The sequence below is a fragment of the Stenotrophomonas sp. STEN023 genome, from assembly GCF_056760135.1.
The window spans coordinates 19252-43570 of record NZ_JBRREF010000025.1; the positions used below are offsets into that span (position 1 = coordinate 19252).

The following is a 24319-nucleotide window of genomic DNA, read 5'->3' on the forward strand; positions in this document are numbered from 1 at the left end:
CCCGCTAGCGGGAGAGGGGCTAAAGCAGATTACTGCGCGAGTCGCTTATCCCTTGCTTGCTGATCCGCCATAGCAGCATCCAACTGCGCACGCAGCTCCGGCTGCAAGACCTGCCCTTCCAACACAAACACCTTGACGCCATGCGCCGGCACTTCAGTCTTCAGCGCACTCTTCACCTTCAATGAACCACCACCCAGCACATCACGCCACTGCCCGGCCTGCAGGTACTGGCTCACCTCGAACGAACGTGCAGCATCGGCCTTGTTCAGCAGCACCAGCGCCGTCTGCGCGGTATCACCATGCTGCAGCACGCGGTAGAACACCGCCTCATCGCCCTGCAGTCGTTCATTTACCTGCAGACCGCGCTGCAATGCCGGCGTGGCTTCACGCAGTTTGGCGATGCGCTGCAGCGGCGCGAAGATGGGGCTCTGTACTGCTTCATCTACCCGCTGCTGACCGAAGTACGCGCGGTTGCCGGCATGTTCGGCGCGGCCACGCATGAAGCCGGTTTCCGAACCGTAATAGAGCACCGGGATGCCGCGGGCGGTGAACAACCAGTTGTGCGCGTCGATGAAACCGGCATCGCTGGCATCCAGACGCGCCATGTCGTGGTTGTCGTAAAAGCTCATCAACGCATAGGGATTGGCATACGGGCCGCCGCTCAGATGCAGCGCTTCGGCCAACGTTTCAAAGCCCTTCTGCTCCTTGCCGAATACCGACGACAACGCACCACGCAGCGGGAAGTCCAGCACGCTGACGTTGGCGTTCGCCGGCCAGGTGTGTTCGGCGATCTTGGCAGCGTCGTAATCGAAGGCTTCGCCGAACATGAACATGCCCGGGTGCTCGGCACGGATGCGGTTTACGAATTCATGCCACCACGGATGCGGCAGCCAGCCGATGGTGTCGATGCGCAGGGCATCCACGCCCTGCGCGGTCCACTGCAGGTAGGCACCCACCAGGTAATCCATCACTGCCGGATTGTGCTCGTTGAAATCCGACAGCTCGGCCAGGTTGCCGTCGAAGATCGAACCCTTGCTGCCATCGACCGGGCCGATGTTGTTGTAGAACGCATGCAGCGGGCTGTGTTTCGGATCGAGCTTGTCCGGGGCGAGGTTCTGATGGTCGGCAATCAGCTTGCCGTCCTTGTCGAAGATCTGCCCGAACTGCGGCTGTCGCTTGGGCATGGTCCAGGCCGGTGAGCCGTGGTTGCCGACGATATCCAGCACCACTTTCAGCTTGGCGTCGTGCAGGCCCTTGGTCAGCCCAGCGAAATCCAGATCAGCGCTCGGCAGATGCTCGTCCAGCTTGTAGAAATTGATGCCCCAGTAGCCGTGGTAACCGGTCTTGCCACGATCGGTCAGCGTGCTGGTGCAGCTGATCGGCTTGCTGCCGGTGAAGGCCTGATCGGGGTTGTCGATGATCGGCGTGATCCATACCGCGCCAAAGCCGAGCTGGCGGATGTAGTCGGCGTTGTCCAGCACGCCCTTGAAGTCACCGCCGAGGTAGCCGATGTTGCCGTCGATCTTGTCCGGGCACGGCACCGGGATATCGAAGGTGGGATGCTCGCCGCCCTGGTCGCGGTGGTCGTTGCTGGTATCGCCATTGACGAAGCGGTCGGTGACCACGAAGTACACCGCATCACTGGCGAATGGCTCGGTGGTACCGATGTAGTCCGGCCTGTCATCAGCCAAGGAAGAACCTGCCACCAGCGCCAGACAAACCGCTACGGCCAATCGACTACGCATCACACCACCTCCTGTTGCGACGGAACCCGCAGCACGCACAAGCCAGCCACGAACAGACTGCAACCGCCCAGCACCAATACATGGATGGGATCGCCACCCAGCCAGTTGCGCAGGGCAAAGCCCAAGGCGCTGGCGGCAACCAACTGCGGGATCACGATGAAGAAATTGAAGATGCCCATGTACACGCCCATCTTCGCCGCCGGCACGCTGTCCGACAGCAGTGCGTACGGCAGCGACAGGATCGAGGCCCAGGCAAAGCCGACGCCAACCATCGACAGCAGCAGCCAATGCGGGTCCTTGATCAGCATCAGCGAGATCAGGCCCAAGCCGCCCAGCCACAGATTGACCAGATGGCTCCAGCGCAGGCCGATGGCGCGCACCATCAGCGGAATGACCAACGCCGCCACGGCGGCGAAGCCGTTGTAGGCACCAAACAACACGCCTACCCAGTTCGCGCCTTCGTTGTACGCGGCCGACTGCGTATCGGTGGAACCGAAGTGCGTGCCCGCCACCGCTGCGGTGGTGTAGATCCACATCGCAAACAGGGCGAACCAGGAGAAGAACTGCACCCATGCCAAGCGCCGCATCGTGCCCGGCATGCTGCGCAGGTCATCGACGATGGTGGCCAGCATATGCGTGCCCGGCAGCACCCGCGCTATTCCCAATAGCAAACCGTAAGCAGCGCACAGGCCGGCCAGCACGTAGAGCATGCGGTCGCCTTGGCGCCAGGCGATCAACGCTGCCAGCAACACGCCCAGACCCAGCCACAGGCCAATCTGGCTCCACTGCGGCAAGCCGCCGACGCGTTGCGTCGAATGCACAGCGGACGGCTCCGCATCATCGAAGCCGGCCAGCTCGGCCGGCGAATACTCGCGCGTGCTGAACACCGTCCAGCTCATTGCCAGCAGCAGTACCGCCGCGCCGAAGTAAAAGGCGTAACGCACGGTATCCGGCACTTCACCCAGGCCCGCCGTATTGGCCACACCGAAGTGGGCAAGGATGAAGGGCAGGAAGCTGGCCACCACCGCGCCCACGCCGATGAAGAAGCTCTGCATCGAGAAGCCGGCTGGGCGCTGCTTGGGCGACAACTGATCACCGACGAAGGCACGGAACGGCTCCATCGAGATATTGATCGAGGCATCCAGCACCCACAGCGTGCCGGCGGCGATCCACAGGGTCGGCGAGTTCGGCATCACCAGCAGGGCGAGCGTGGTCAGCACCGCGCCGATCATGAAATAAGGGCGGCGGCGGCCCCAGCGCGTCCAGGTGCGGTCGGACAGATAGCCGATCACCGGCTGCACCAGCAGCCCGGTCAGCGGTGCGGCGATCCACAGCCCCGGCACCGCATCCATCGGCGCGCCCAGCGTTTCAAAGATGCGGCTGGCATTGGCGTTCTGCAGCGCGAAGCCGAACTGGATACCCAGGAAGCCAAAACACATGTTCCAGATCTGCCAGAACGACAGCTGCGGTTTGCTATTCATCAAGCGCTTCCCCCCTCCGGGAATCACGGATGCGATGTTGGGCGCGGATGCGCTGCGGTCATGTTAGAGGGCGCACCTGTGATCTGCACCGCTGTTGCATACGTATTCAATGCGGCATTGCGCCCACAGCGGCCTCCACCGGGGAATAGTGGCGCCACGTGCCAACCCTGAAGGGCGGTGCGCCGACCAGAACCCGGAGTTGAGACCCGCATGGCCGATACACGTCCCACCCCTGCCCGCCTGTCGCTGAAAGCTGCCTTCGCGCTGCTGCTGATCAGCTGCCTGCCGGCCTACGCCGCCGATCTGGCGCGCGTCACCTCACCCGACAAGCAGCTGGTGGTGATCGTCGAATCCCAACACGAAGGCCGCCCCTCGTATCGGGTGGAGCGCAATGGCCAGGCGGTGATCGCGCCGTCGCGGCTGGGCATGCTGCTTGGCGATGGCCGGCTGGAGCGCAATGTCGCCCTGACCGGGCAATCGCAGCGCAGCTTCGATGAGACCTGGGAGCAGCCTTGGGGCGAGCGCCGTCTCACCCGCAATCACTACAACGAACTGCGCGCCAGCTTCACCGAGAAGCCCGGCGCTGGCCGCAACTACGAGCGTCGTTTTGACGTAGTGTTCCGCGTCTACGACGACGGCATCGGCTTCCGCTACGAATTCCCGCAGCAGGCGGGCATGCAGCAGGCGCAGATCCACGCCGAGCTGACCGAATTCGCGCTGGCGCGCCCGGCGACAGCATGGTGGATTCCCGCCTTCGAGTGGAACCGCGAGGAATACCTGTATCACCAGACCCCGTTGAAGGAGGTCGGCACCGCGCAGACCCCGCTGACCCTGCGCAGCGACAACGGCCTGCATATCTCCATTCACGAAGCCGCGCTGGTGGACTACGCCGGCATGAACCTGGCGCGTGGTGATGGCGACATCCTGCGCGCAACGCTGACCCCGTCCAGCAGCGGCGCGCCGGTGGTGCGCACCCTGCCCTTCAACACCCCGTGGCGCACCATCACCATCGGCGAGAAGGCCGGCGATCTGGCCGAATCCAGCCTGATCCTGAACCTCAACGAGCCCAACGCCATCGGCGATGTGAGCTGGTTCAAGCCGGCCAAATATGCCGGCGTGTGGTGGTCCTTGCACCTTGAAACCGAAACCTGGGCGACCGGTCCCAAACACGGCGCCACCACCGAGAACACCCGCCGTTACATCGACTTCGCCGCCGCCAATGGCTTCCGTGGCGTGCTGGTGGAAGGCTGGAACATCGGCTGGGATGGCGACTGGTTCGCCAACGGCGAGGCCTTTGACTTCACCCGCGCCACCCCGGACTTCGACCTGCCCGGCCTTGCCCGCTACGCTGCCGGCAAGGGCGTGCACCTGATCGGTCACCACGAAACCGCCTGCGCAGTCAGCCATTACGAACGCCAGCTACCGGCCGCCCTGGACCTGTATGCGCGCAACGGCGTGGATGTGGTCAAGACCGGCTATGTCTGCGATGCCGGTGATATCCACCGCCAGGATCAGGCTGGTGGCCCGATCACCCGCGAATGGCACGAAGGCCAGTGGATGAGCAACCACAACCTGCGCGTGCTCAAGCAGGCCGCCGCCAAACACATCGCGATCAACTCGCACGAGCCGATCAAGGACACCGGCCTGCGCCGCACCTACCCGAACTGGGTATCGCGTGAGGGCGCACGTGGCATGGAATTCAACGCCTGGGGCAATCCGCCCAACCCGCCTGGCCATGAAGCCACCTTGGTGTTCACCCGCATGCTGGGCGGGCCGATGGATTACACCCCCGGCATCGTCAGCCTGAAGGGCCGCAACGGCCTGGCCCTGCGCAGCACCCTGGCCAAGCAGCTGGCCCTGTACGTGGTGCTGTACAGCCCGGTGCAGATGGTCGCCGACCTGCCCGAGCACTACGCCCAGCACCCGGAAGCCTTCCAGTTCATCAAGGACGTAGCGGTGGATTGGGAGGAAAGCCATGTGCTGAATGGCGAAGTCGGCCAGTACGTAACGTTTGCGCGCAAGGCGCGTGGCAGTGAGGAATGGTTTGTGGGCAGCGTTGGCAGCGAAAAGCCACAGGCGCTGGATGTGGGCTTGTCCTTCCTGACCCCGGGCAAGCGTTACCGCGCGGAGATCTACCGCGATGGTGACGGTGCCAATTGGGAGACTGCGCCGTTTGCGTTTGTTCGTGAGGCACGCGAGGTTGGCAGTGGCGACCGGATCAAACTTCAGTTGGCGGCTGGTGGCGGTGCTGCTGTGCGGTTTGTGCCAGTGGAGTAAAGGCTCTGGTGCCTGAAGCCAATGGCTTCGGGCTTCGGGCTTTGCTTTTTAATGCCGTCATTCCCGCGTAGGCGGGAATCGCTCTTGTCTTTGACTTTCGCGCGGAAAATCCAGAGCGCAGAGCGATTCCCGCCTTCGCGGGAATGACGGCATAAAGCAAAAACCAAAGCGTCGGCCAAAGCGATTCCCGCCTGCGCGGAAATGACCACGTGAAGGCAGAACCACCCCAGAAAGCGTTTTCAGACCTATCTGCCCCCGCAAACCCCCATTGAATACGTATGCAGCCCAGCGCCACGGGCTTGCCTGCTGATTACCATGCGAGTCAGTCGCAAGCAGCAAAAAAACAGCGATGCATCCCCCACACAAAAAAACCGGGGGAGCACAAAAAACAACCAAACGACATCACCTGGGAGAGGGGAGTATGTTGAACACCAAGCGCAATCTGCTGAGCGTTGCACTGGCCTCAGCCATCACATTGACTGCCACCGGCGTGCACGCACAGGCCGTGGACGACGAAGCAAAGGCGAAAGCGAAGGCCGAAGCAGTCGACCTGGACACCGTCACCGTCACCGGCATCCGCCGCGGCATCGAGAGCGCGATCTCGGTCAAGCGTGATTCGACCTCGATCGTCGAAGCCATCTCGGCCGAAGACATCGGCAAGCTGCCGGACGTCAGCATCGCCGAATCCATTGCCCGCCTGCCCGGCCTGGCCGCCCAGCGCGTCGCCGGCCGTGCCCAGGCCATCAGCGTGCGCGGCCTGTCGCCCGACTTCGCCACCACCCTGCTCAATGGCCGCGAAATGGTCAGCACCGGCGACAACCGCTCGGTGGAATTCGACCAGTATCCGTCCGAGCTGATCAGCGGCGTCACCGTGTACAAGACCCCGGATGCCGGCCTGGTCGGCCAGGGCCTGTCCGGCACCCTGGACCTGCAGACCGTGCGCCCGCTCAGCTACAACGAGCGCGTCATCGCCGTCAGCGGCCGCTACCAGAAGAACTCGCTGGGTGAAGCCGCCGGCGAAGATCCGTACGGCAACCGCCTCAACTTCAGCTATGTCGACAAGTTCGCCGACAACACCATCGGCCTGGCCATCGGCATTTCCCACTCGGAGATGTCCAAGCAGGAAAACCAGGTCGGCCTGTACGAGCCGTGGCAGGCGATCGGCGACAACTGGCGCCCGGGCGTTGCCGCTGGCACCTTCTATTCCGACGGTATCAAGGCCCTGCGCCGTACCGGCAATGCCAAGCGTGACGGCGTGATGGCGACCCTGCAGTTCCGGCCGAACAACAGCTGGACCAGCACGCTGGACACCTTCTACACCAAGGCCAAGGAACACGACACCGCCAACCAGATGGAAATCCATCTGGGCGACTACAACGGCGGCTACGACCGTTTGAACGTCACCGACGTGGTGGTCAACAGCAATGGCAGCTTCGTCAGCGGCACGGCGAACAACGTCTACCCGTTGGTTCGCGGCATGTACAACAACCGCGAAGACACCATCAAGGCCATCGGTTGGAACAACGAATTCACCTTCGGTGATGTGCGCGTTGTCGCCGACGTCAGCTGGTCCAAGGCCGAGCGCGACGAACTGAACCTGGAAAACAACCTGCAGTTGCTGCCGGCACCGATGCTGGATTCGGTGAAGCTGAATTTCGCCGGCGGCAACTTCCCGCAGTTCACCCCGGGCCGCGACTACTCCGACTTCAGCAAGCTTTATCTCACCAACACCATCTACGGCTCGGGCTACGGCAAGACCCCGCATGTGGACGATGAACTGAAGGGCTTCAAGCTGGCGGCCACGTTCCCGGTGCCGGAAGGCTTCACCTGGTTCTCCGACTTCGACGTCGGCATGAACTACGCCGACCGCAGCAAGAACAAGACCCAGGCCGAAGGCAACATCAACCTCGGTGCACAAGGCATCACCAGCATCGCCGCCGACCTGCAGTACAAGCCGGTCAACCTCGGCTTTGCCGGCGCCGGTTACATCCCGGCCTGGAATGTACCTGCTGCAGTTGGCCGCTACATGACGTTCAACCCGACCACCACCGAGAGCTACCTGATCCCGAAGCAGTGGACGGTGGATGAGAAGATCACCACCACCTTCCTGCGTGCCAACATCAGCACCCAGATCGGCTCGATCCCGGTGCGCGGCAATGTCGGTATCCAGGCCCAGCACGTTGACCAGTCCTCGCACTCCAACTACTGGGATGGCTCGCAGCCGGTTGGCAGCCAGGTCATTCCGATCAACGCCGGCAAGTCGTATCTGGATTTCCTGCCGAGCTTGAACCTGGCCTTCGAACTGCCTGCGGAAAACACCATCCGTTTCGCCGTGGCCCGCCAGGTCGCGCGTCCGCGCGTCGACGAACTGCGCGCCTCGATGGAGTTCGGCATGGACACCAACACCGGCAAGCCCGGCTCCAGTGGCGGCAACCCGACCCTGGATCCGTGGGTAGCCAACGCCGTTGACCTGTCCTGGGAAAAGTACTTCGGCAACAAGGCCTATGTGGCCGCCGCGGTGTTCTACAAGGACCTGAAGAGCTACATCTACACCGAGAAGCGTGACGGCTACGACTTCACCAACCAGGTGGCGGAGTGGCTGAAGGTTGGCACCAATGCTGCACAGCTGCAGGTGCCGGCACAGTCCATCGGTTACTACACCGCACCGTTCAACGGCACCGGCGGCACCTTGCGCGGCGCAGAGCTGACCGCCTCGCTGCCGCTGGAAATGCTCTCCGATGCCCTGCGTGGCTTCGGTATTGTGGCCAGCGCCAGCTTCAACGACAGCGACATCATGATCAAGCCGGACCCGGCCAACACCTCCAGTGTTGGCAGCGAGCCGATCATGCTGCCGGGCCTGTCCAAGCGCGTATACAACTTCACCGCCTACTACGAGAACAGCGGCTTTGAAGTGCGTTTGAACCAGCGCAAGCGTTCGGATTTCATCGGCGAGATCGGCAACTTCAACGGCGCCCGCACCCTGCGCTACGTCAAGGGTGAGGATGTGCTGGATGCACAGCTGGGCTACAGCTTCGGCGACAGCACCATGTTCAAGGGCCTGAGCCTGTTCCTGCAAGCCAGCAACCTGACCAACTCCAAGTACGAAACCTATGCCGGCACCAAGGACAGGCCGCTGGAAACCGTGGAATGGGGCCGCACCTACCAGGTGGGTGTGAACTACAAGTTCTGATCTGCCATATCGCGATATAACCAAGGCCCGCTGCCAACGCAGCGGGCCTTTTTTGTGTTCGCTGAAGTGCTAGCCGGCACCGCAGGGAGCTTGGCAGCAAAACGGGCTTTCAGCTAACGTCACTGCGTTGTCCCTAATCAAACCAACCGTCAACAAGGACGCTGACCCATGGATTTTCTGCGCCGGCTGCTGCGCAAACAGCACAACGAGCACCCTGTAGAGCTACGTCAGCTGCATGCTGCCCTCAAGGCCCATCACCGCTCCGCCCGGATCGAAGCCGATCACGTCCGTCTCGCCAACGGCGTCAGGGTGCGGACTCAGTTGATCGAAACCCATGCTTTCTCCAACGGTGGGGTCAGGACGGCTACAGCCACGCTGACGTCGCATGGCACTGCCTTCCCTGATGGTCTATACGAGTACCAGCATGCAAGTGGTGCGGACGTGGAGAGCGCACTGCACAATGGTTTTGATACCTGGGCCAGAACGGATCTGGTTGCCATTCTCGATGCGCTGGCAGTACAGCCGGAACACTGCACGACGATGGAGCTCGACTTGCCCAGCGACACCAAGCAAGGTCCACGTTGCCGGCAAGTCGTGTTCGGGCCCACTGCCCGTTACGCCGCCAGCCCTGCTGCGGAGGAAGCAGACCATGGATTCTGTCCGTGCTGCCTGTTCACCAACAGCCGTGCAGCTTTCCAATCAAGCCTGGCCGCGGACGGTGTACTCGGCATCCGTATTTTCGTGAATCGTGACAGCGACGGAGAGTTCACGGCGGACTGCCGGATCAATGGACAAGACCACCCCGAAGCCCTACCCCTGCTGATCGAGTACGCCAGAAGCTGGCCTGGCGAAGGCAATGAGTTCCGCAAGCAATATGTCGTTATCCGCGATAGGCCTTGAGCGTAGTTCACTGACGATCACATTCGAGGTGACGCAAGTGCATGCTCCACAGCAAATCCTTGGGGATCTGGCATTGAGACTGGGCTCCAGCTTTGGGGCGTTGGCTTTGAGCTTCGGCTTTGAGCTCTGAGCTCTGAGCTCTGGTCCTGGCTTTGGCTTTGGCTCTGGCTCTGGCTCTGGCTTTGGCTCTGGCTTTGGCTCTGGCTTTGAGCTTTGGCTTTGAGCTTTGAGCTTTGGCTTTGGCTTTGGCTTTAGATTTCGCTTTGCACTATTGCTCTGGAATTTCCCTTCTCCCGCTTGCGGGGGAAGGTGCCCGGAGGGCGGATGGGGGGGAGCTTTGGCTTTGGCTTTGGCTTGCCTTTGAAAGCACTCTCACCCCAACCCCTCTCCCGCAGGCGGGAGAGGGGTTTTAGCAAAAGCAAAAGCCCAAAAAAAGGCGGAGATGTTATCTCCGCCTGCACAAAGAGAGAGCAACAAAAACTCAGCTGCGACGCGCGCAGTACACCGCGTGCCCAGGCAGTACCAACTCGCCGGTCTCTACAGCACCGGCCACTGGACCCGGCAGCGCCAAGGCCTGCCACTCACCCGCCGGCAACGCATGCCGCACGGTCTCGCCCGAAAGATTGAACGCCAGCAACAAGGTTTCATCGCCAGACTGACGCTCGAACAGCAACACCGGCTCAGCACTATCAAGGAAACGAATCGAACCCTCGACCAGGGCCGGATGCGCCTTGCGCCAGCTCAGGAAGCTGCGGAAGGCATGCAGTACCGAATCGCCATCCACTTCCTGCGCCTGCACCGACAAGGCCTGATGCTCGGCAGGAATCGGCAGCCACGGCTTGCCACTGGTAAACCCAGCCAATGCTTCATCGGTCCACGGCATCGGCGTACGGCAACCGTCGCGGCCCTTGAAATTCGGCCAGAAGGTAATGCCGTAGGGATCCTGCAACGCCTCGAACGGCACGTCCGCTTCACCAAGACCCAACTCCTCGCCCTGGTAGATACAGACCGAACCACGCAGCGAGCACACCAAGGCCGCCAGCATCTTCGCCAGCGACGGTTTGGCCGGATGCCCGCCCCAACGCGTCACCGCACGCTGCACGTCATGATTGGAAACCGCCCAGCACGGCCAGGACTCGCCCATCGCCGCTTCCAGCCGCTCGACGGTGCCGCGGATATAGGCCGCGCTGTAATCGTCCACCAGCAGCTCGAAGCTATAGCCCATGTGCAGGCGGCCCGGTGCGGTGTACTCGGCGGTGGTGGCCAGCGAATCTTCCGACGAGATTTCGCCCAGCGTCACCGCCTGCGGGTATTGGTCCAACAAGGCACGCAGGCGCTCGAGGAAGCCAATGTTCTCCGGCCGGGTGTTGTTGTAGTAGTGGTACTGGAACGCATACGGGTTGTCCGGGCTGAAACCACGGCCAATACGCTCGTTCTCTGGCTTGGGCGGGTTGTCGCGCAGCTGCGCGTCATGGAAGCAGAAGTTGATCGAATCCAGGCGGAAGCCATCCACGCCACGATCAAGCCAAAACTTCACGTAGTCCAGCGTTGCCTGCTGCACCGCCGGATTATGAAAATCCAGGTCCGGCTGCGAGGCCAGGAAGTTGTGCAGGAAATACTGCCGACGCCGCGGCTCCCACTGCCAGGCCACGCCGCCGAAGATCGACAGCCAGTTGTTCGGCGGGCTGCCGTCGTCGCGCGCATCGGCCCACACATACCAATCGGCCTTGGGGTTGTCGCGGCTCTCGCGGCTTTCCTTGAACCAGGCATGGTCAATCGAGGTATGGCTGAACACCTGGTCGATCATCACCTTCAGGCCCAGCGCATGCGCCTTGGCCAGCAGGCGGTCGAAATCGGCCAGGTTGCCGAACAGCGGGTCCACATCGCGGTAGTCGGCGATGTCATAGCCGAAATCGGCCATCGGCGACTTGAAGAACGGCGACACCCAGATCGCATCCACGCCCAGCGAGGCCACGTACTCCAGGCGATCGATGATGCCCGGCAGGTCGCCGACGCCGTCGCCATTGGTGTCCAGGTAGCTGCGCGGGTAAATCTGGTAGATGACGGCACCGCGCCACCATGGAGTCTTGGACATCGAACGCCCCCCTACGGGCCTCAGAGCCCCTGTTTCAGGGCCGCGAAATGTATGCCGGCCAGCTTAGCGTTGGTGCTTTGCCGGCGGTGTTGCTTGCATACGTATTCACTGCGCAAAGGCCCGGTTCTGTTCGGTTTTCGGCCCCGACGGGCCGCCTGCGCCCACACCGCCTATAATCCCCAGGGTACCCCCTGAAGTCTTCCTATGAGCATCGCTGAACATATCCGCCCCGCGCTGGGCCTGCCTGCCATCCAGACCCTTGCCGCAGCGGACATGGCTGCCGTCGATGCCCTGATCCGCCGCCGCCTGTCCTCGGACGTGGTGCTGATCAACCAGATCGCCGACCACATCGTCTCGGCGGGCGGCAAGCGCCTGCGGCCGATGCTGGTGATGCTGGCCGGCCATGCGGTCGGCGGCGCCGGTCCCGAGCACCACCAACTGGCGGCGATCATCGAGTTCATCCACACCTCCACCCTGCTGCACGACGACGTGGTCGACGAATCCGACCTGCGCCGTGGCCGCAGCACCGCCAACGCCTTGTGGGGCAATGCCCCCAGCGTGCTGGTCGGTGACTTCCTGTACTCGCGCAGCTTCCAGCTGATGGTCGAGCTGGAGCGCATGGCAGTGATGCAAATCCTGGCCGACACCACCAACCGCATCGCCGAAGGCGAAGTGCTGCAGCTGCTGCACGTGCATAACCCGGATACCGACGAAGCCGCCTACCTGCGCGTGATCGAGCGCAAGACCGCGGTGCTGTTCGCCGCCGGCACCCGCCTGGGCGCGCTGGCCACCGGCGCCGACGAGGCCGTGCAGCAGAAGCTCTACGACTACGGCATGCACCTGGGCTATGCCTTCCAGATCGCCGACGATGTGCTGGATTACTCCGCCAATGCCGACGAGCTGGGCAAGAACCTGGGCGACGACCTGGCCGAGGGCAAGGCCACCTTGCCACTGATCCACGCGATGGCGCACTCGGACGAAGTAGTCCGCAATCGCCTGCGTGAGATCGTGCAGGACGGCGATGCCAGCGCGATGCCGGAAGTATTGGCTGCGATCCACGCCACTGGCGGCCTGGAATACAGCCGCAAGCGCGCCGTTGAATATGCCAACGCCGCCGAGCAGGCGCTGGATGGCCTGCCGGAAACCGACGCCGTTGCCGCCCTGCGCGGCCTGGCCCGTTACGCCATCGAACGCAGCCACTGATCGCGATGGCAGGCCTGCAGCAGTTCAACGAGGACGAACGCGCTGTGCTGTTGGCGGTGAAAGGCGTGGGTGCCACCGTGGTTTCGCGCCTGGAGCAGTTGGGGTTTCATTCCCTGCAGCAGCTGGCTGAGGCCGAAGCCGGTGATGTGCTGAGCCAGGCATCAGCGATGCTGGGCAGCAGCTGCTGGCGCAACAGCCCGCAGGCGCGGGCGGCGATCAGTGGGGCGATCGCGGCGGCCAAGTCTGTGGGAGCGGCGTAAGCCGCGAAGCCATAGTTGTTCCCGGCGCCGCCGAACGCGAACTACCAGCAACGCATCCCGTGCGGACAGTATTTGCCGCGATCTGACAGATAGTCAGCTTCGCGGCTTACGCCGCTCCTACAAACGTGGTGGATTGCTTGTGGAGCCTCTGCCGAGCATGGCTCGGCACTACGGTTTTGGGGCTGCTGCTGAAGCCCCTGCCGAGCATGGCTCGGCACTACCGTGCGGTTATTCCCCCAGCCGCTCTTCCAGGAAGTTGTCCATCATCTTCCAGGCGCGCTTGGCTGCACGCGGGTCGTACAGGCAGCCCGGCGGGCTGTTGGCGTCGGACTCGGCGAAGCAATGCACCGCGCCGCTGAAATTGACGAATTGCCAGTCGGCCTTGGCCGCATCCATCTCGCTGCCAAAACTGGCGATGTCCTCGGCGGTGATGCCACGATCAGCCGCGCCGTTGAGCACCAGGATCGGCACTTTGCCGCTGCCGGCTGCTGCCGGGGCCGGGGTCGACAAGCCGCCATGCAGGCTCACCACGCCCGCCAAAGGCATGCCGGCACGGGCCATTTCCAGCACTGTGGTGCCGCCGAAGCAGAAACCCACGGCGGCGATCTGCGATGCATCCAGCGGCACCTTGCCAGCCTGTGCCTTCAAGGCATCCAGCGCCGCAGCCGCGCGGGCGCGCAGCACTGCCCTGTCCTCACGCAAGGGCTTGGAAGCCACAGCGGCGGCATCGTTGTCCGTGGGGCGCACGCTCTTGCCGTAAACATCGGCAACCAGCACCACATAGTCATCGCCGGCAATCTGCTCGGCCTTGGCGACAGCTGAAGCGTTGACGCCACGCCAGTTCGGCACCATCACCACCCCGGGGCGGCGTGCCTCACCTTCATCGTCATAAACCAGAACGCCACTGTAGGTGATGCCTTCCAGCTGCCATTCAACGGGGCGTTGCTGCATCTTTGCGAAGGCCGGCAGGGCTGTTGTCATGCAAAGTGCCAGGACCGCCAACTGCAATTTCCGCGCTGCTCGCATGGGACTGCTCCGGTTTTGGTTTGGGGTGAGTCTAAGGCCAAAAGCCGGCTTGCTCGTCGAAACGTGGCGCACTCCCTGCCCTTCCTGCAAACGCTGGCTCCAGCCCCCCAAGAAACAGGACAATGCGTGCCTACTGGCCCCATTGGGGCAAACAACACTAAGAACGAGTATCTGCAAGGAAGATCGTACTCAATGAAGAAGTTCACACCGAGCCTGCTGTGTGTCGCGGCACTGCTGTCAGCCCCACTGGCCCAAGCAACAGAGACCTCGATCGAGGACAGTATCAGCGCGTTTTCGCGTTGCGATGCAGGCTTTTTCAAAAGTCTGCAGACCAACGCTGCCACTTGGGAGCGGCACGTATCGCTATCCAGCTCAGCCAGTGCCACATGGATCCCGGTACCCGACCGGTACGAAGATTCGAAGAACTCGGTTTTGTTGAAGGATCCACCAACTGTGGGTGGGGTGGTCCTTTCGTCCTACTTCGACGAAATCACCGATATGGAGAAGATGGGCCGATACCTGTACTGGGGCTTCATCGCCGAAGGGACACCTGATCAGGTCGCCAGACAATTCGCTCCGCTTCTCGATCATCCGGAAGCACTTCGAAAGATGGGATCGCTACACGCACGTGCGGAAGTGTGGGAAGACGGGAAGTGGTCAGCCTCACTCACACCCTCCGGGACAATCCCAGGCACCCGCAAGCTTGAGCGGGTGTTTCTGCTGGAGCCTCATGGCTCGAACCAGACGCGTATCAGTTGCTCGCTGCAGGGGGCTGTTGACGCAAAAGTACTGGCGAGCATCCGCCCGGACATCCCCGTCGCTGACCATCCCGTCTCCGCACAGGAGCTTGGGTTTGATGAAGTTGCCGTGCCCCCCCATATTGTCGATGCCCTCGACACACCACTACTTGCGCCGCATTTCGACCGCCTTACTTACACCTATACCTCCGTGGCTGAGCAAAAGCCGTCAACCGTGACCGTCGAGCTTGTGGCCCAGCATGGCTTGATACATAGGACGGAGATATACAGCAGGAACTTCACCGTTCAGCGCCTCATGAAAGCCAACCTCATTCAACTGAAATCGAAGATGGAAGGTTCATTTGCTGGACGCGTATTGCTTACCGATTCCCTAGCGCCTGTAGTCCCGACCGGCTGGAATGAAGGGCAGATACTTCGCTTCAACACAACCACCCGTTATGCCCCGCTCAAGCCGCGGGAAAAGACCAATGAAACCGCGGCCAGCTGCACTATCGGCGCGCGTTATCCTGCAACTGAAGTCTTCCCCTCTCTTCCCGGCGATGCCATCAGGCTTTCGTGCAACCACGGTGGCCGCCAAAGCATCGAGGCCTATATCGAGGATCTTGGCCTGGCAATCCCACTGGAATCCACTTCGGAGCGTGGCCGCAGCGTAAATCGGATCACTGCACTGAAAGTGGTGCGCTGATGTTCGCGAGCTTGTCGCTCTCAATCTGAAAGCTGCATATCGATCACCATCGGACCAATTGGTTCGATGGTGATCCGCCGCCGATGCCGTCATCCACAAGAGCTGACCAGAGCCCTGCCCTGGCGCGATACATACGGCCATTCCAGAAGGCCTGCTGTTATCGCTACTGTCCCGGAAGCTTCGACACTGCAAGCCACTCAACTCACGCGCAGCTGTGTTCCTGCGGAGAGAACGGACAGAGTCACAAAGGCAGCGCGCCTGCCTTGGCCCATCACTTATTGGCTGCGTTACCAAGGTGTGCTTGGATAGGCATCCCCCACGCAGCCACTGCCCCATGAGCCTTGTCGACACCTTCCTTTCCGGCCTTGTGCCGCGCCTGCCAGCAGACGATGCCCCGATGTGGCGCTGGGTAGAAGGTGCAAGCCAGTACGACCTGCAACGTCTGCAACTGCAATGGCCACAGGTTCCAGCAAGCCTGCTGGAGCTGCTGGCGCGGGTGGATGGCAGCCACTACCGGGACTACCCGCGAGGTGAGGTCAACGTACTGATGCTTGGCTCCGACGTAGGCGACGGCAGCTACCCCTACTACCTGCGGTCGGTACAGCAGATCTTCGAGGACAGCGCGCAATGGGACGACAGTATCCGTTCCATCTACGAAGAATGGCTGGACGATGAGCCGGAGATTCTTGGTGCCGGCATCGATGCCGACGTGCCGATGGGCAGGCGCCTGTGCTTCTCGCACTGCATGAACAACGGCGGCACCTCGATGCTGTACCTGGATTTCGACCCTGCCGATGGCGGCATCAGTGGCCAGGTCGTGCGCTACCTGCACGACCCGGACAGCTATGCGGTGATCGCGCCCAGCTTCGATGTCTACCTGCAGCAGCTGATCGACGGCGGTTACGCTTTCACCGACGAAGAAGAGTGATCTGCAGGTAATGGGTGGCGCCGACTGACAGTCAGCGCCACTTCGGCCTCGGCCAAGGCCTTACAGGATGCCGATACCCGGAATCGCACTGATGCTGTCCGGATCAAACCCGGCCAGCTCGGCGAAGTGTCGCCCACGCGCCACATAGTCCTTGTAGGCACCAAAGCTGGGCGCGCCCGGCGACAGCAGTACTACCCCGCCCTGCCCGCCCAACGCGGCACGCGCCAGTTCCACGGCATGCGGCAGATCGGTCGCGGCGTGCAAGCCAAAAACGCCAGCCTCGGCGAGCGGTGCGAGCAGCGTATTGATGCGCGGACCGTTGTTGCCCATGGTCACGATCTCGACCGGCGCGTTGTCGCGCATGTGTTCGGCGAAGTCCTGCCAATCCACGCCGCGGTCATGTCCGCCAACCAGCAGCGCAATGCGCTGGCCGGCGAAGCAATCCAAGGCGGCCAGCGATGCATGCGGCGTGGTGCTGATCGAATCATTCACCCAACCCAGGCCATCGCGTTCGCCCAGCAACTGCAGGCGATTCGGCAAGGGTCGGAAACTCTGCACCGCAGGCGCCAAGGCAACCGCGTCCAGTCCGAGGGCTTCCAGTGCAGCCAACACCGCGCACAGATTGCCGCGGTTGTGGCGGCCCGGCAGCGGCGTGTTCGAGGTATCAAACACCGCCTGCGTACCGCGATGCACAACCTCACCAACCATGTGCCAGCCTTCGGGCTGGTTGAACCAGACGATCTGGCTATGCGGCAACTGCAGCGCGCGCAGGTGTTCGTCAGCAGCGTTGAGCACCGCCACGCGCGGATGCCCGCCGGTCACCAACGACAGCTTGTCGTCAATGTAGCGCTGCTCGCTGCCGTGCCAGTCCAGATGCTCAGGGAAGATGTTCAGCACGATGGCGATGTCCGGCCGCGTACCGCTGCGGGCGACTTCACCGGTCTGGTAGCTGGACAGTTCCACCGCCCAGTAGTCCGGCGCCGGTTTTGGGTCCAGGGCCTCCAGCAGCGGCAGACCGATATTGCCGATCAGGCCGGTGCGATGCCCGGCCGCACGCAGCAGATGGGCCAGCAGCGAGGTGGTGGTGCTCTTGCCCTTGGTGCCGGTCACGCAGACCGTGTTCGGCAGCGCGCCATCGGCATCGGCGTGCTCGCTGAACCACAGCGAGGTGCCGCCGATGAACTGCGTGCCCTGGGCAAGTGCATGCTGCGCCTCGGGCTTGTACGGACTGATACCCGGTGACTTGATCACCACGTCGAACGAAGCCAGCAGCTCACCACTGAGCTCGGTTTCAACGCGCAGGTGTGCGTCGCCAAGCGCAAGAATTTCCTCTGCTTCAGCAGCAGAACAAAGCACCGTCAAACGCGCAGGAAACCGCTCCTGCGAGTCACCGCTGACGATTCCCCATTCCCGATCACGCAGCGCGTGATAGGCCGCACGGCCCTCACGCCCCCAACCCCACAGCGCGACCCGCTTGCCCTCAAGCTGCGAAATTCGCACGCAGACGCTCCCACAGTGCTGCCGGGATGCGGTGCTCGCCATCAAATACCAGCAACGGTTCAATCTGCAGCTCGTCCGCCGACAGGGTCGGCTGGATCAGGGTGGAGAAGCGCTTGACCAGCACGTCTTCCTTCCAGTCCGGACGCGATGCCAAGGTCGCCATGGCCGCGCGCGACTCCTTGCCCTCGCCCACGCACTCGAACGGTTTGTGGTCCTGGAACTCCAGCAGCGCGTCGTAGCCGCCAGCCTGTTCCATATCGTCCAGCAGGTTGCGACCGAAGATGCGCACCAGCCGGATCTTCGGCATGAACGGGGCCAGCACCAGGAACACGAAGTGGCACTTCGGGCAGACGCCGCACCAGCGGTTCACCGGACGCTCGCCGAGGATGTGGAAGTTACGGTTGCAGCTGGAGAAATGCGCGTCGTAGAAATCGGTCTTGGCGAACTGACGGGCAACCGCCAGCTCCGACAGCGGACGCAGCAACGAGTAATAGTTCAGGTCGGCGGCAATGTGCCGCTGCACGTATTCGCCGAACGCCTTCTCGAAGGCCCAGCCCTTGGACCACTGGTGGTTCACTTCACCGGTACCGGCGATCTGGCTGCCGTAGCTGGCCGAGCGCTCGTTGGAGAACACCACTTGATCCACGCCCTGCACGACGGCGGCCAGCACCATGATCGCCGAGTTCACCGCAGTGACCGGGATATGGCCGTTCCACGCGCCCTGGCGATTGAGCTCGAACAGCTCCGGTGCCAGCGTGCGGCCGATGTTGAGGGTCGGCAGGCCGGTGCGCTCGGCGCAGGCACGGATCAGCTGCGAACCGCCGATCCAGGTGACGGTTTCGGCGACACCGGCGTTGCGCAGGGCTTCGATGCTGACCAGGGAGTCCTTGCCGCCGCCGATGGCTACCAGGGCGTGGTGGGCCAGGCCAAGTTCGGGAGCAGAAGCGCCCTCACCCCCAGCCCCTCTCCCGTAAACGGGCGAGGGGAGCGAAGCTGGGAGCTTGAACCGGTCGCGCAGGTTCAGGCCGTTGCGGTAGGCGAATTCGCCCAGGCCGTTGAAGTACACCGTTTCCACCAACGCGGCGGTGGCCGCGTCGATGGCGTAGCTGTCGATGCTTACCTGCGCCGGCACCGCTGCCTTGTAGTAGCTGACACCTGCAATCAGGTGCAGCAGCTGCAGGGCGCGTTGCACCGCGGCTGCGCGTTCGTCGTCCAACTGGAACGGCGCGCCCGGCACGGTGACGGTCTCGGTCAATTCCGGACCGTCGTCGAAGGCGTATACCAGCCGCGCCACACCGGTGTCCGCGGCGAAATCGCAGCGGACGAAGCGGAAACGGGAAACCTGGTCTTTATCAAAAGCTGTCATGGCGTATCCGGAAATCAAACTGGCCGTGGCGCATCAGCGCGCAACGGACGACAAAGGTTTTCGCAAAAAGCAGACGTCATTGCACTTCATCAATGACGTCCTCGCGCGGCAAGGCGCGTTGGTTATAGGTACTGGCCATGCTGAAACCATAAGCGCCAGCATCGGCGATGACCATCACATCGCCCGGTGCGGTCGCCGCCGGCAGCTTCACCCGCTCGGCGAACACATCGCTGGATTCGCAGATCGGGCCGACCACGCTGAAATCAACATCGCGCTCGGCATCCAGGCGCGACAGGTTGGCGATGTCGTGCCAGGCGTCGTACAGCGCGGGGCGCAGCAAGGCGTTCATGCCGGCATCCAGGCCAACGCGGCGCACGCCATCCTTCTCCACCACCTGGGTGGCGTGGGTCAGCAGCACGCCAGACTCGGCCACCATGAAACGGCCGGGCTCGATCGCCAGCTGGAAGGCCGGGTGCACGGCCTTGATGTCGGCCAGGCCAGCGGCCCAGGCGTCCAGATCGAAGGGCTCGTCGTCGTCGCTGTACGGCACCGGCAGACCGCCGCCGATATCGAGGATTTCAACGCTGCCGATGCGGCGCGCGAAGCCGGCCATCTCATCGACCATCTGCTTCCAGTGGCCGCTGTTCTCGATGCCGCTGCCCAGATGCGCATGCACACCGGTGATGCGGATATCCAGCGCGCGCGCGGCGGCAATGAACTCATCCACGCGCAGCGCCGACAGGCCGAACTTGGAATCCTTGCCGCCGGTGTTCACCTTCTTGTGGTGGCCATCGCCGTGGCCCAGGTCGATACGCAGCCACAGCGAGCGGCCACGGAATACTTCCGGCCAATGCTTCAGCAGCTCGACGTTATCGACGGTGACATTGACGCCCAGTGCCAGCACCGCTTGATACTCGGTGATCGGCGCGAAGCTCGGGGTGAACAGCACGCGCTCCGGGGTGATACCCGGCACCGAGGCGAACACCAGCTCCACTTCGCCCTGCGATACACATTCCAGGCCGAAACCTTCAGCAGCAAGCGTGCGCAGGATCTCAGGATGCGAGTTGGCCTTGATCGCGTAGAAACGGCGGTCGATCGCCGGAATCGCCTTCAACTGACGGGCCCGCTCGCGCACCTTGTCCAGATCGTAGATATAGGCCGGCGTGCCCTGCGCAGCCAGCTCCAGCAGCTTCTTCTGCTTGGCCGGCGCCTGCCACCACGGCGTCTGCCGCGGACGGATGCTGCCGATGATTTCACGCCAGCGCGGGCCGAACACCTGCTCTTCGTAAACCGGCATCGCACCGCTGTCGATCAGCTCGGCGTGCAGGATCGGCAACAAGCCATCCGCATCGGCCTCGTCGATCACGAAGGTCAGGTTCAAGTCGTTGGAGGACTGCGAAATCATGTGCACGCGCTCCTTGCCGAACGTAGCCCACACGTCGGAGAGCTTGTACAGCAGCGAGCGCATGCCGCGACCGACCAGGGTGATGGCCGCGCACGGCACGATCACCTTGACCTTGCAGATCTGCGACAGGTCGGCCGACAGCGCAGCCAGCACGTCGGTGTTGACCAGGTTCTCGGACGGGTCCAGCGACACGGTGACGTTGGTTTCGGCCGAACCGATCAGGTCCACCGACAGGCCGTGCTTCTTGAACAGGTTGAACACGTCGGACAGGAAGCCGACCTGCTGCCACATGCCGATGCCTTCCATCGAGATCAGCACGATGCCATTGCGACGGCTGATCGCCTTGACGCCCGGCACCGGCTCGGCGGCGCCGTCGATGCTGGTACCTGGCATATGCGGACGCTCGGTATCGAGGATGGCCATCGGCACGCCGGCATCGCGGCAGGGCTTGATCGAGCGCGGGTGCAGCACCTTGGCGCCGGTGGTAGCGATTTCCTGCGCTTCGTAATAATCCAGGCGGGTCAGCAGGCGTGCGTCGGGCACGTCCTTGGGATTGGCGCTGAACATGCCCGGCACGTCGGTCCAGATTTCGACGCGACTGGCGCCGAGCAGCGCACCGAAATAAGCGGCCGAGGTGTCCGAGCCACCACGGCCGAGGATGGCGGTGCCACCGTCGCCATGACGGGCGATGAAGCCCTGGCTGATCAGCATGCGGGTCGGCTGCGCCGAGAAGCGCTGCTTGAAGTCGCCGCCGCCCTGCCACTGGCAGTTCACCGACAACCGCTGCGACCACTCGGTCTGGTTGGGTGCGGGCGGCAGTGCGTCCAGCCACTCACGGGCATCCATCCAGCCGAAGTCCAGGCCGTTGCTGCGCAGGTAGGCGGCACCGACGCTGGAGGACAGCAGTTCGCCCTGGCCCAGCACTTCGGCCTGCCAGTCCAGCGGACGGCTGGCAGCGCGCGGGTCGTCCAGCAGCGCCTGCAGCGCGGCAAGGCGTTCAGCCAGGACTTCGGCGCCCAGCTCCAGCTCGGCGAGGAATTCATTGTGGCGAGTGACCAGCGCGGCCACGCGCTCGCGGCTGTCGGCAGCGCCGTCGGCAATCGCGGTCAGCTCGTTGGTGACGCCTGACAAGGCCGACACCACCACCAGCACCCTGCCGCCGGTCTCGTCCGCACGTTTTTTCGCCAACTGACCGATCGTGTTCCAGCGATGACGACGCGACACCGAGGTGCCACCGAACTTGAGGACGATCCAGCGATCAGCGATTGGGGAAGCAGACATTGGCTTTGTGGATTCACTAGTGGGAGAAAGACCCGGCAATGCGGGCGGAACTACCGATTCTATGCCAAGGCCGCTGTGCCGGGACGGCTGAGTTACCGGCGATACCATCGCCACCCGGCCTCCCTTCCCGGGGCGGAGAAAGTAGCATTTGCAACGATTCGGGTCATCTTTGGGTGAATGGGGGGAGCGGATCGGGGATTGGCAATGACGACATTCCGCACGCTCATGCCTAAGCTGAGCGGCCCTGCTCCACCCGAAAACCCATGCGCCAACGCCGTTACCTGCAACTGGACGTCTTCGCCGCCCGCCCCGGCAGCGGCAACCCGCTCGGCGTCATCCTCGACAGCGAAGGCCTGGATACCGCCGCCATGCAGGCCCTCGCCGCCTGGCTGAACCTCTCCGAGACGGTCTTCTTCCTGCCGCCGGACGCGGGCGCCAGCTACCGCATCCGCATCTTCACCCCGAGCAGCGAGCTCCCCTTTGCCGGCCACCCCAGCGTCGGCGCGGCGTGGGCAGCAGTCACCTCAGGGCTGGCGCGACCACAAGCCGGGCGGCTGATACAACAATGCGCTGCAGGCCTGCTGCCGGTACAGGTAAGCGGACCGGAAGACGCGCCCACCATCCTGTTGGCCAGTCCACCGGCCCAGCAGCATTCAACCGCGTCAGGCGCTATACCGGAACAGCTACAGGCGTTGATGGCCGCCGGCTGTACCCCGGAGCTCTGGGACAACGGCCCTTGCTGGTGGCTGTTGCCTGCCCGCGATGCCGCCAGCCTCCGTGCACTGGTTCCAGACATGCCCGCGATCCGCGACTGGAGCATTGCCACCGGCGCGACCGGCGTCGCGGTGTTCGCTGCCGACGCCGGCCCCGACCACGCGCTGGTGACCCGGGCGTTCTGCCCGGCCGATGCAGCCGACGTCCCCGAGGATCCCGTCACCGGCAGCGCCAATGCGCTTATCGCTGCGTGGTTGCAGCAGCGAGGGCAATTGCCGGGCACTGATGGCCGCTACGTGGTCAGCCAGGGCCGTGAAGTCGGGCGCGATGGCCGCGTCCACATCTCAATCGACGCGCAAGACACGGTCTGGATCGGCGGTCAGGTGCAGCCGGTTATCGCCGGTCTGATGCACTGGTAAGCTGCCCAGCCGTCGTCTGGAACCGATTCGCAATGTCTGTACGCCGTTATCTGCAGTTGGACGTGTTCGCAGCCCGCCCGGGCACCGGCAACCCGCTGGGTGTCATCGTCGACAGCGAAGGTCTGGATGATGCCGCCCTGCAGGCCATCGCCGCCTGGCTGAATCTGTCCGAGACCATTTTCTTCCTGCCGCCGGACGAAGGCGCCAGTTACCACATCCGCATTTTCACCCCCAAGGGTGAGCTGCCCTTCGCCGGCCATCCCAGCGTGGGCGCCGCCTGGGCCGCGGTGGAACTGGGTCTGGCCACACCCGACGACAACGGCGGGCTGATCCAGCAATGCAAAGCCGGTCTGCTGCCAGTACGGGTACAGGGCGGCCGTTGGTTCCGCCAGATCCATGTGCGCAGTCCGCAGGCGGAGCGCCGCGATACCACCCTCGCTGCCCTGCCCGAAGGCCTGGCAGCGCTGGCCAAGCCCGGCCACAGCCCGGAACTCTGGAACAACGGCCCGGACTGGTGGTTGCTGGAAGCCGGCAGCGAGGCCGCCCTGCGCCGCTACAAGCCGGAGCTGGCTGCCATTGGCGCCATGCCGGGCCGCGGCAAGCTGGCGGTGTATGCACCTGCCGACCGACCGGATGTGGGCTACCAGTATGTGGTGCGCGCCTTTGCACCCGGCGTTGGGGTCAACGAAGACCCGGTCACCGGCAGCGCCAACGCACTGGTTGCCGCGCAGTTGTTGGCGCAGGGCCGGATCAAACCCTTCCAGCAGTACCTGGCCAGCCAGGGCCGCGAGCTCGGCCGCAATGGCGAGGTGCGGGTGGAAGTGGATGCGGACTCCAACATCTGGATTGGTGGTGAGGTGCAGCAGGTTATTGCTGGGCAGATTGAGTGGTGACAGCGCAAGCCATGCCCGCTATTCCCTTCTCCCGCTCGCGGGAGAAGGTGCCCCGAAGGGGCGGATGAGGGGAAGCGTGCGAAGCACGCACGCCTTTGTCGTTGCCTTTGCCGACAGCAACCACCCAAAAACACCAAGCAAGCGGACTTCGTCCGCCTCCCCTCACCCCAACCCCTCTCCCGCAAGCGGGAGA

General features: G+C 63.3%; 16 protein-coding genes. 9 read left to right on the top strand and 7 right to left on the bottom strand.

Translation table 11 applies throughout. From position 1 onward, the window contains the following. Positions 1 to 29 precede the first annotated feature (29 nt). Together ACVOLV_RS09435 and ACVOLV_RS09440 are read right to left on the bottom strand one after the other, a co-directional pair. The gene (locus tag ACVOLV_RS09435; RefSeq protein WP_481554153.1) at positions 30 to 1745 is read right to left on the bottom strand and encodes an alpha-amylase family glycosyl hydrolase; all 1716 of its coding nucleotides are present in this window, start codon (positions 1743 to 1745) and stop codon (positions 30 to 32) included. Then, complete coding sequence (locus tag ACVOLV_RS09440) at positions 1745 to 3226, bottom strand: MFS transporter (protein WP_481554154.1); 1482 nt, start codon at positions 3224 to 3226, stop codon at positions 1745 to 1747. The genes ACVOLV_RS09435 and ACVOLV_RS09440 overlap by 1 nt, the downstream gene beginning before the upstream one ends. Before the next feature lie 210 nt (positions 3227 to 3436). Here ACVOLV_RS09440 and ACVOLV_RS09445 point away from each other — a divergent pair, with 210 nt between their 5' ends. The 3 genes from ACVOLV_RS09445 to ACVOLV_RS09455 all read left to right on the top strand — a co-directional run bounded on the left by ACVOLV_RS09445 (position 3437) and on the right by ACVOLV_RS09455 (position 9593). Next, on the top strand, positions 3437 to 5503 hold the full coding sequence (locus tag ACVOLV_RS09445) for a glycoside hydrolase family 97 protein (protein ID WP_481554155.1): 2067 nt from the start codon (positions 3437 to 3439) through the stop codon (positions 5501 to 5503). Positions 5504 to 5924: 421 nt separating this feature from the next. Next, a complete protein-coding gene (locus ACVOLV_RS09450) occupies positions 5925 to 8693 on the top strand; it encodes a TonB-dependent receptor (RefSeq protein ID WP_481554156.1) in 2769 nt (922 codons plus the stop codon). A 168-nt stretch (positions 8694 to 8861) separates the two neighbouring features. Then, on the top strand, positions 8862 to 9593 hold the full coding sequence (locus tag ACVOLV_RS09455) for a DUF6348 family protein (protein ID WP_481554157.1): 732 nt from the start codon (positions 8862 to 8864) through the stop codon (positions 9591 to 9593). A gap of 481 nt (positions 9594 to 10074) precedes the next feature. Here the strand turns inward: ACVOLV_RS09455 and ACVOLV_RS09460 are convergent, their stop codons facing one another. Beyond that, a complete protein-coding gene (locus tag ACVOLV_RS09460) occupies positions 10075 to 11688 on the bottom strand; it encodes an alpha-glucosidase (protein WP_481554158.1) in 1614 nt (537 codons plus the stop codon). Positions 11689 to 11892: 204 nt separating this feature from the next. Here ACVOLV_RS09460 and ACVOLV_RS09465 point away from each other — a divergent pair, with 204 nt between their 5' ends. Together ACVOLV_RS09465 and ACVOLV_RS09470 are read left to right on the top strand one after the other, a co-directional pair. Beyond that, positions 11893 to 12891: a polyprenyl synthetase family protein gene (locus tag ACVOLV_RS09465; RefSeq protein WP_282270849.1), complete on the top strand. Its 999-nt coding sequence runs from the start codon at positions 11893 to 11895 to the stop codon at positions 12889 to 12891. Between the two features lie 5 nt (positions 12892 to 12896). Further along, positions 12897 to 13151: a helix-hairpin-helix domain-containing protein gene (locus ACVOLV_RS09470; RefSeq protein WP_481554159.1), complete on the top strand. Its 255-nt coding sequence runs from the start codon at positions 12897 to 12899 to the stop codon at positions 13149 to 13151. Between the two features lie 228 nt (positions 13152 to 13379). Here the strand turns inward: ACVOLV_RS09470 and ACVOLV_RS09475 are convergent, their stop codons facing one another. Continuing rightward, entirely contained in the window at positions 13380 to 14177 is a 798-nt protein-coding gene (locus ACVOLV_RS09475) for a dienelactone hydrolase family protein (protein ID WP_481554160.1), read from the bottom strand. Between the two features lie 192 nt (positions 14178 to 14369). On the opposite strand from ACVOLV_RS09475, the gene ACVOLV_RS09480 reads away from it, so the two are divergent. Continuing rightward, entirely contained in the window at positions 14370 to 15620 is a 1251-nt protein-coding gene (locus ACVOLV_RS09480) for a hypothetical protein (RefSeq protein WP_481554161.1), read from the top strand. Between the two features lie 334 nt (positions 15621 to 15954). Further along, a complete protein-coding gene (locus tag ACVOLV_RS09485; RefSeq protein ID WP_481554162.1) occupies positions 15955 to 16548 on the top strand; it encodes an SMI1/KNR4 family protein in 594 nt (197 codons plus the stop codon). 60 nt (positions 16549 to 16608) lie between these two features. On the opposite strand, the gene murD is transcribed toward ACVOLV_RS09485, so the two are convergent. The 3 genes from murD to ACVOLV_RS09500 form a co-directional block, all read right to left on the bottom strand. Then, a complete protein-coding gene (gene murD / locus ACVOLV_RS09490; protein ID WP_481554163.1) occupies positions 16609 to 18048 on the bottom strand; it encodes a UDP-N-acetylmuramoyl-L-alanine--D-glutamate ligase in 1440 nt (479 codons plus the stop codon). Further along, the gene (gene murL / locus ACVOLV_RS09495; RefSeq protein WP_481554164.1) at positions 18029 to 19414 is read right to left on the bottom strand and encodes a UDP-N-acetyl-alpha-D-muramoyl-L-alanyl-L-glutamate epimerase; all 1386 of its coding nucleotides are present in this window, start codon (positions 19412 to 19414) and stop codon (positions 18029 to 18031) included. The genes murD and murL overlap by 20 nt, the downstream gene beginning before the upstream one ends. Positions 19415 to 19490: 76 nt before the next feature. Next, entirely contained in the window at positions 19491 to 22100 is a 2610-nt protein-coding gene (locus tag ACVOLV_RS09500; RefSeq protein ID WP_481554165.1) for a bifunctional aspartate kinase/diaminopimelate decarboxylase, read from the bottom strand. A gap of 263 nt (positions 22101 to 22363) precedes the next feature. Between ACVOLV_RS09500 and ACVOLV_RS09505 the strand changes: the two genes are divergently transcribed. After that, positions 22364 to 23233: a PhzF family phenazine biosynthesis protein gene (locus tag ACVOLV_RS09505; RefSeq protein ID WP_481554166.1), complete on the top strand. Its 870-nt coding sequence runs from the start codon at positions 22364 to 22366 to the stop codon at positions 23231 to 23233. A 32-nt stretch (positions 23234 to 23265) separates the two neighbouring features. After that, positions 23266 to 24126 carry a PhzF family phenazine biosynthesis protein gene (locus ACVOLV_RS09510; protein WP_481554167.1) on the top strand — a complete coding sequence of 287 codons (861 nt, stop codon included), beginning with the start codon at positions 23266 to 23268 and terminating at the stop codon, positions 24124 to 24126. The last annotated feature ends 193 nt before the right edge of the window (positions 24127 to 24319 follow it).

Bases quoted from the DNA above. Each gene is read 5' to 3' on its own strand.
- ACVOLV_RS09435 (WP_481554153.1), bottom strand. From the start codon at position 1,745: ATGCGTAGTCGATTGGCCGTAGCGGTTTGTCTGGCGCTGGTGGCAGGT.
- ACVOLV_RS09440 (WP_481554154.1), bottom strand. From the start codon at position 3,226: ATGAATAGCAAACCGCAGCTGTCGTTCTGGCAGATCTGGAACATGTGT.
- ACVOLV_RS09445 (WP_481554155.1), top strand. From the start codon at position 3,437: ATGGCCGATACACGTCCCACCCCTGCCCGCCTGTCGCTGAAAGCTGCC.
- ACVOLV_RS09450 (WP_481554156.1), top strand. From the start codon at position 5,925: ATGTTGAACACCAAGCGCAATCTGCTGAGCGTTGCACTGGCCTCAGCC.
- ACVOLV_RS09455 (WP_481554157.1), top strand. From the start codon at position 8,862: ATGGATTTTCTGCGCCGGCTGCTGCGCAAACAGCACAACGAGCACCCT.
- ACVOLV_RS09460 (WP_481554158.1), bottom strand. From the start codon at position 11,688: ATGTCCAAGACTCCATGGTGGCGCGGTGCCGTCATCTACCAGATTTAC.
- ACVOLV_RS09465 (WP_282270849.1), top strand. From the start codon at position 11,893: ATGAGCATCGCTGAACATATCCGCCCCGCGCTGGGCCTGCCTGCCATC.
- ACVOLV_RS09470 (WP_481554159.1), top strand. From the start codon at position 12,897: ATGGCAGGCCTGCAGCAGTTCAACGAGGACGAACGCGCTGTGCTGTTG.
- ACVOLV_RS09475 (WP_481554160.1), bottom strand. From the start codon at position 14,177: ATGCGAGCAGCGCGGAAATTGCAGTTGGCGGTCCTGGCACTTTGCATG.
- ACVOLV_RS09480 (WP_481554161.1), top strand. From the start codon at position 14,370: ATGAAGAAGTTCACACCGAGCCTGCTGTGTGTCGCGGCACTGCTGTCA.
- ACVOLV_RS09485 (WP_481554162.1), top strand. From the start codon at position 15,955: ATGAGCCTTGTCGACACCTTCCTTTCCGGCCTTGTGCCGCGCCTGCCA.
- murL (WP_481554164.1), bottom strand. From the start codon at position 19,414: ATGACAGCTTTTGATAAAGACCAGGTTTCCCGTTTCCGCTTCGTCCGC.
- ACVOLV_RS09500 (WP_481554165.1), bottom strand. From the start codon at position 22,100: ATGTCTGCTTCCCCAATCGCTGATCGCTGGATCGTCCTCAAGTTCGGT.
- ACVOLV_RS09505 (WP_481554166.1), top strand. From the start codon at position 22,364: ATGCGCCAACGCCGTTACCTGCAACTGGACGTCTTCGCCGCCCGCCCC.
- ACVOLV_RS09510 (WP_481554167.1), top strand. From the start codon at position 23,266: ATGTCTGTACGCCGTTATCTGCAGTTGGACGTGTTCGCAGCCCGCCCG.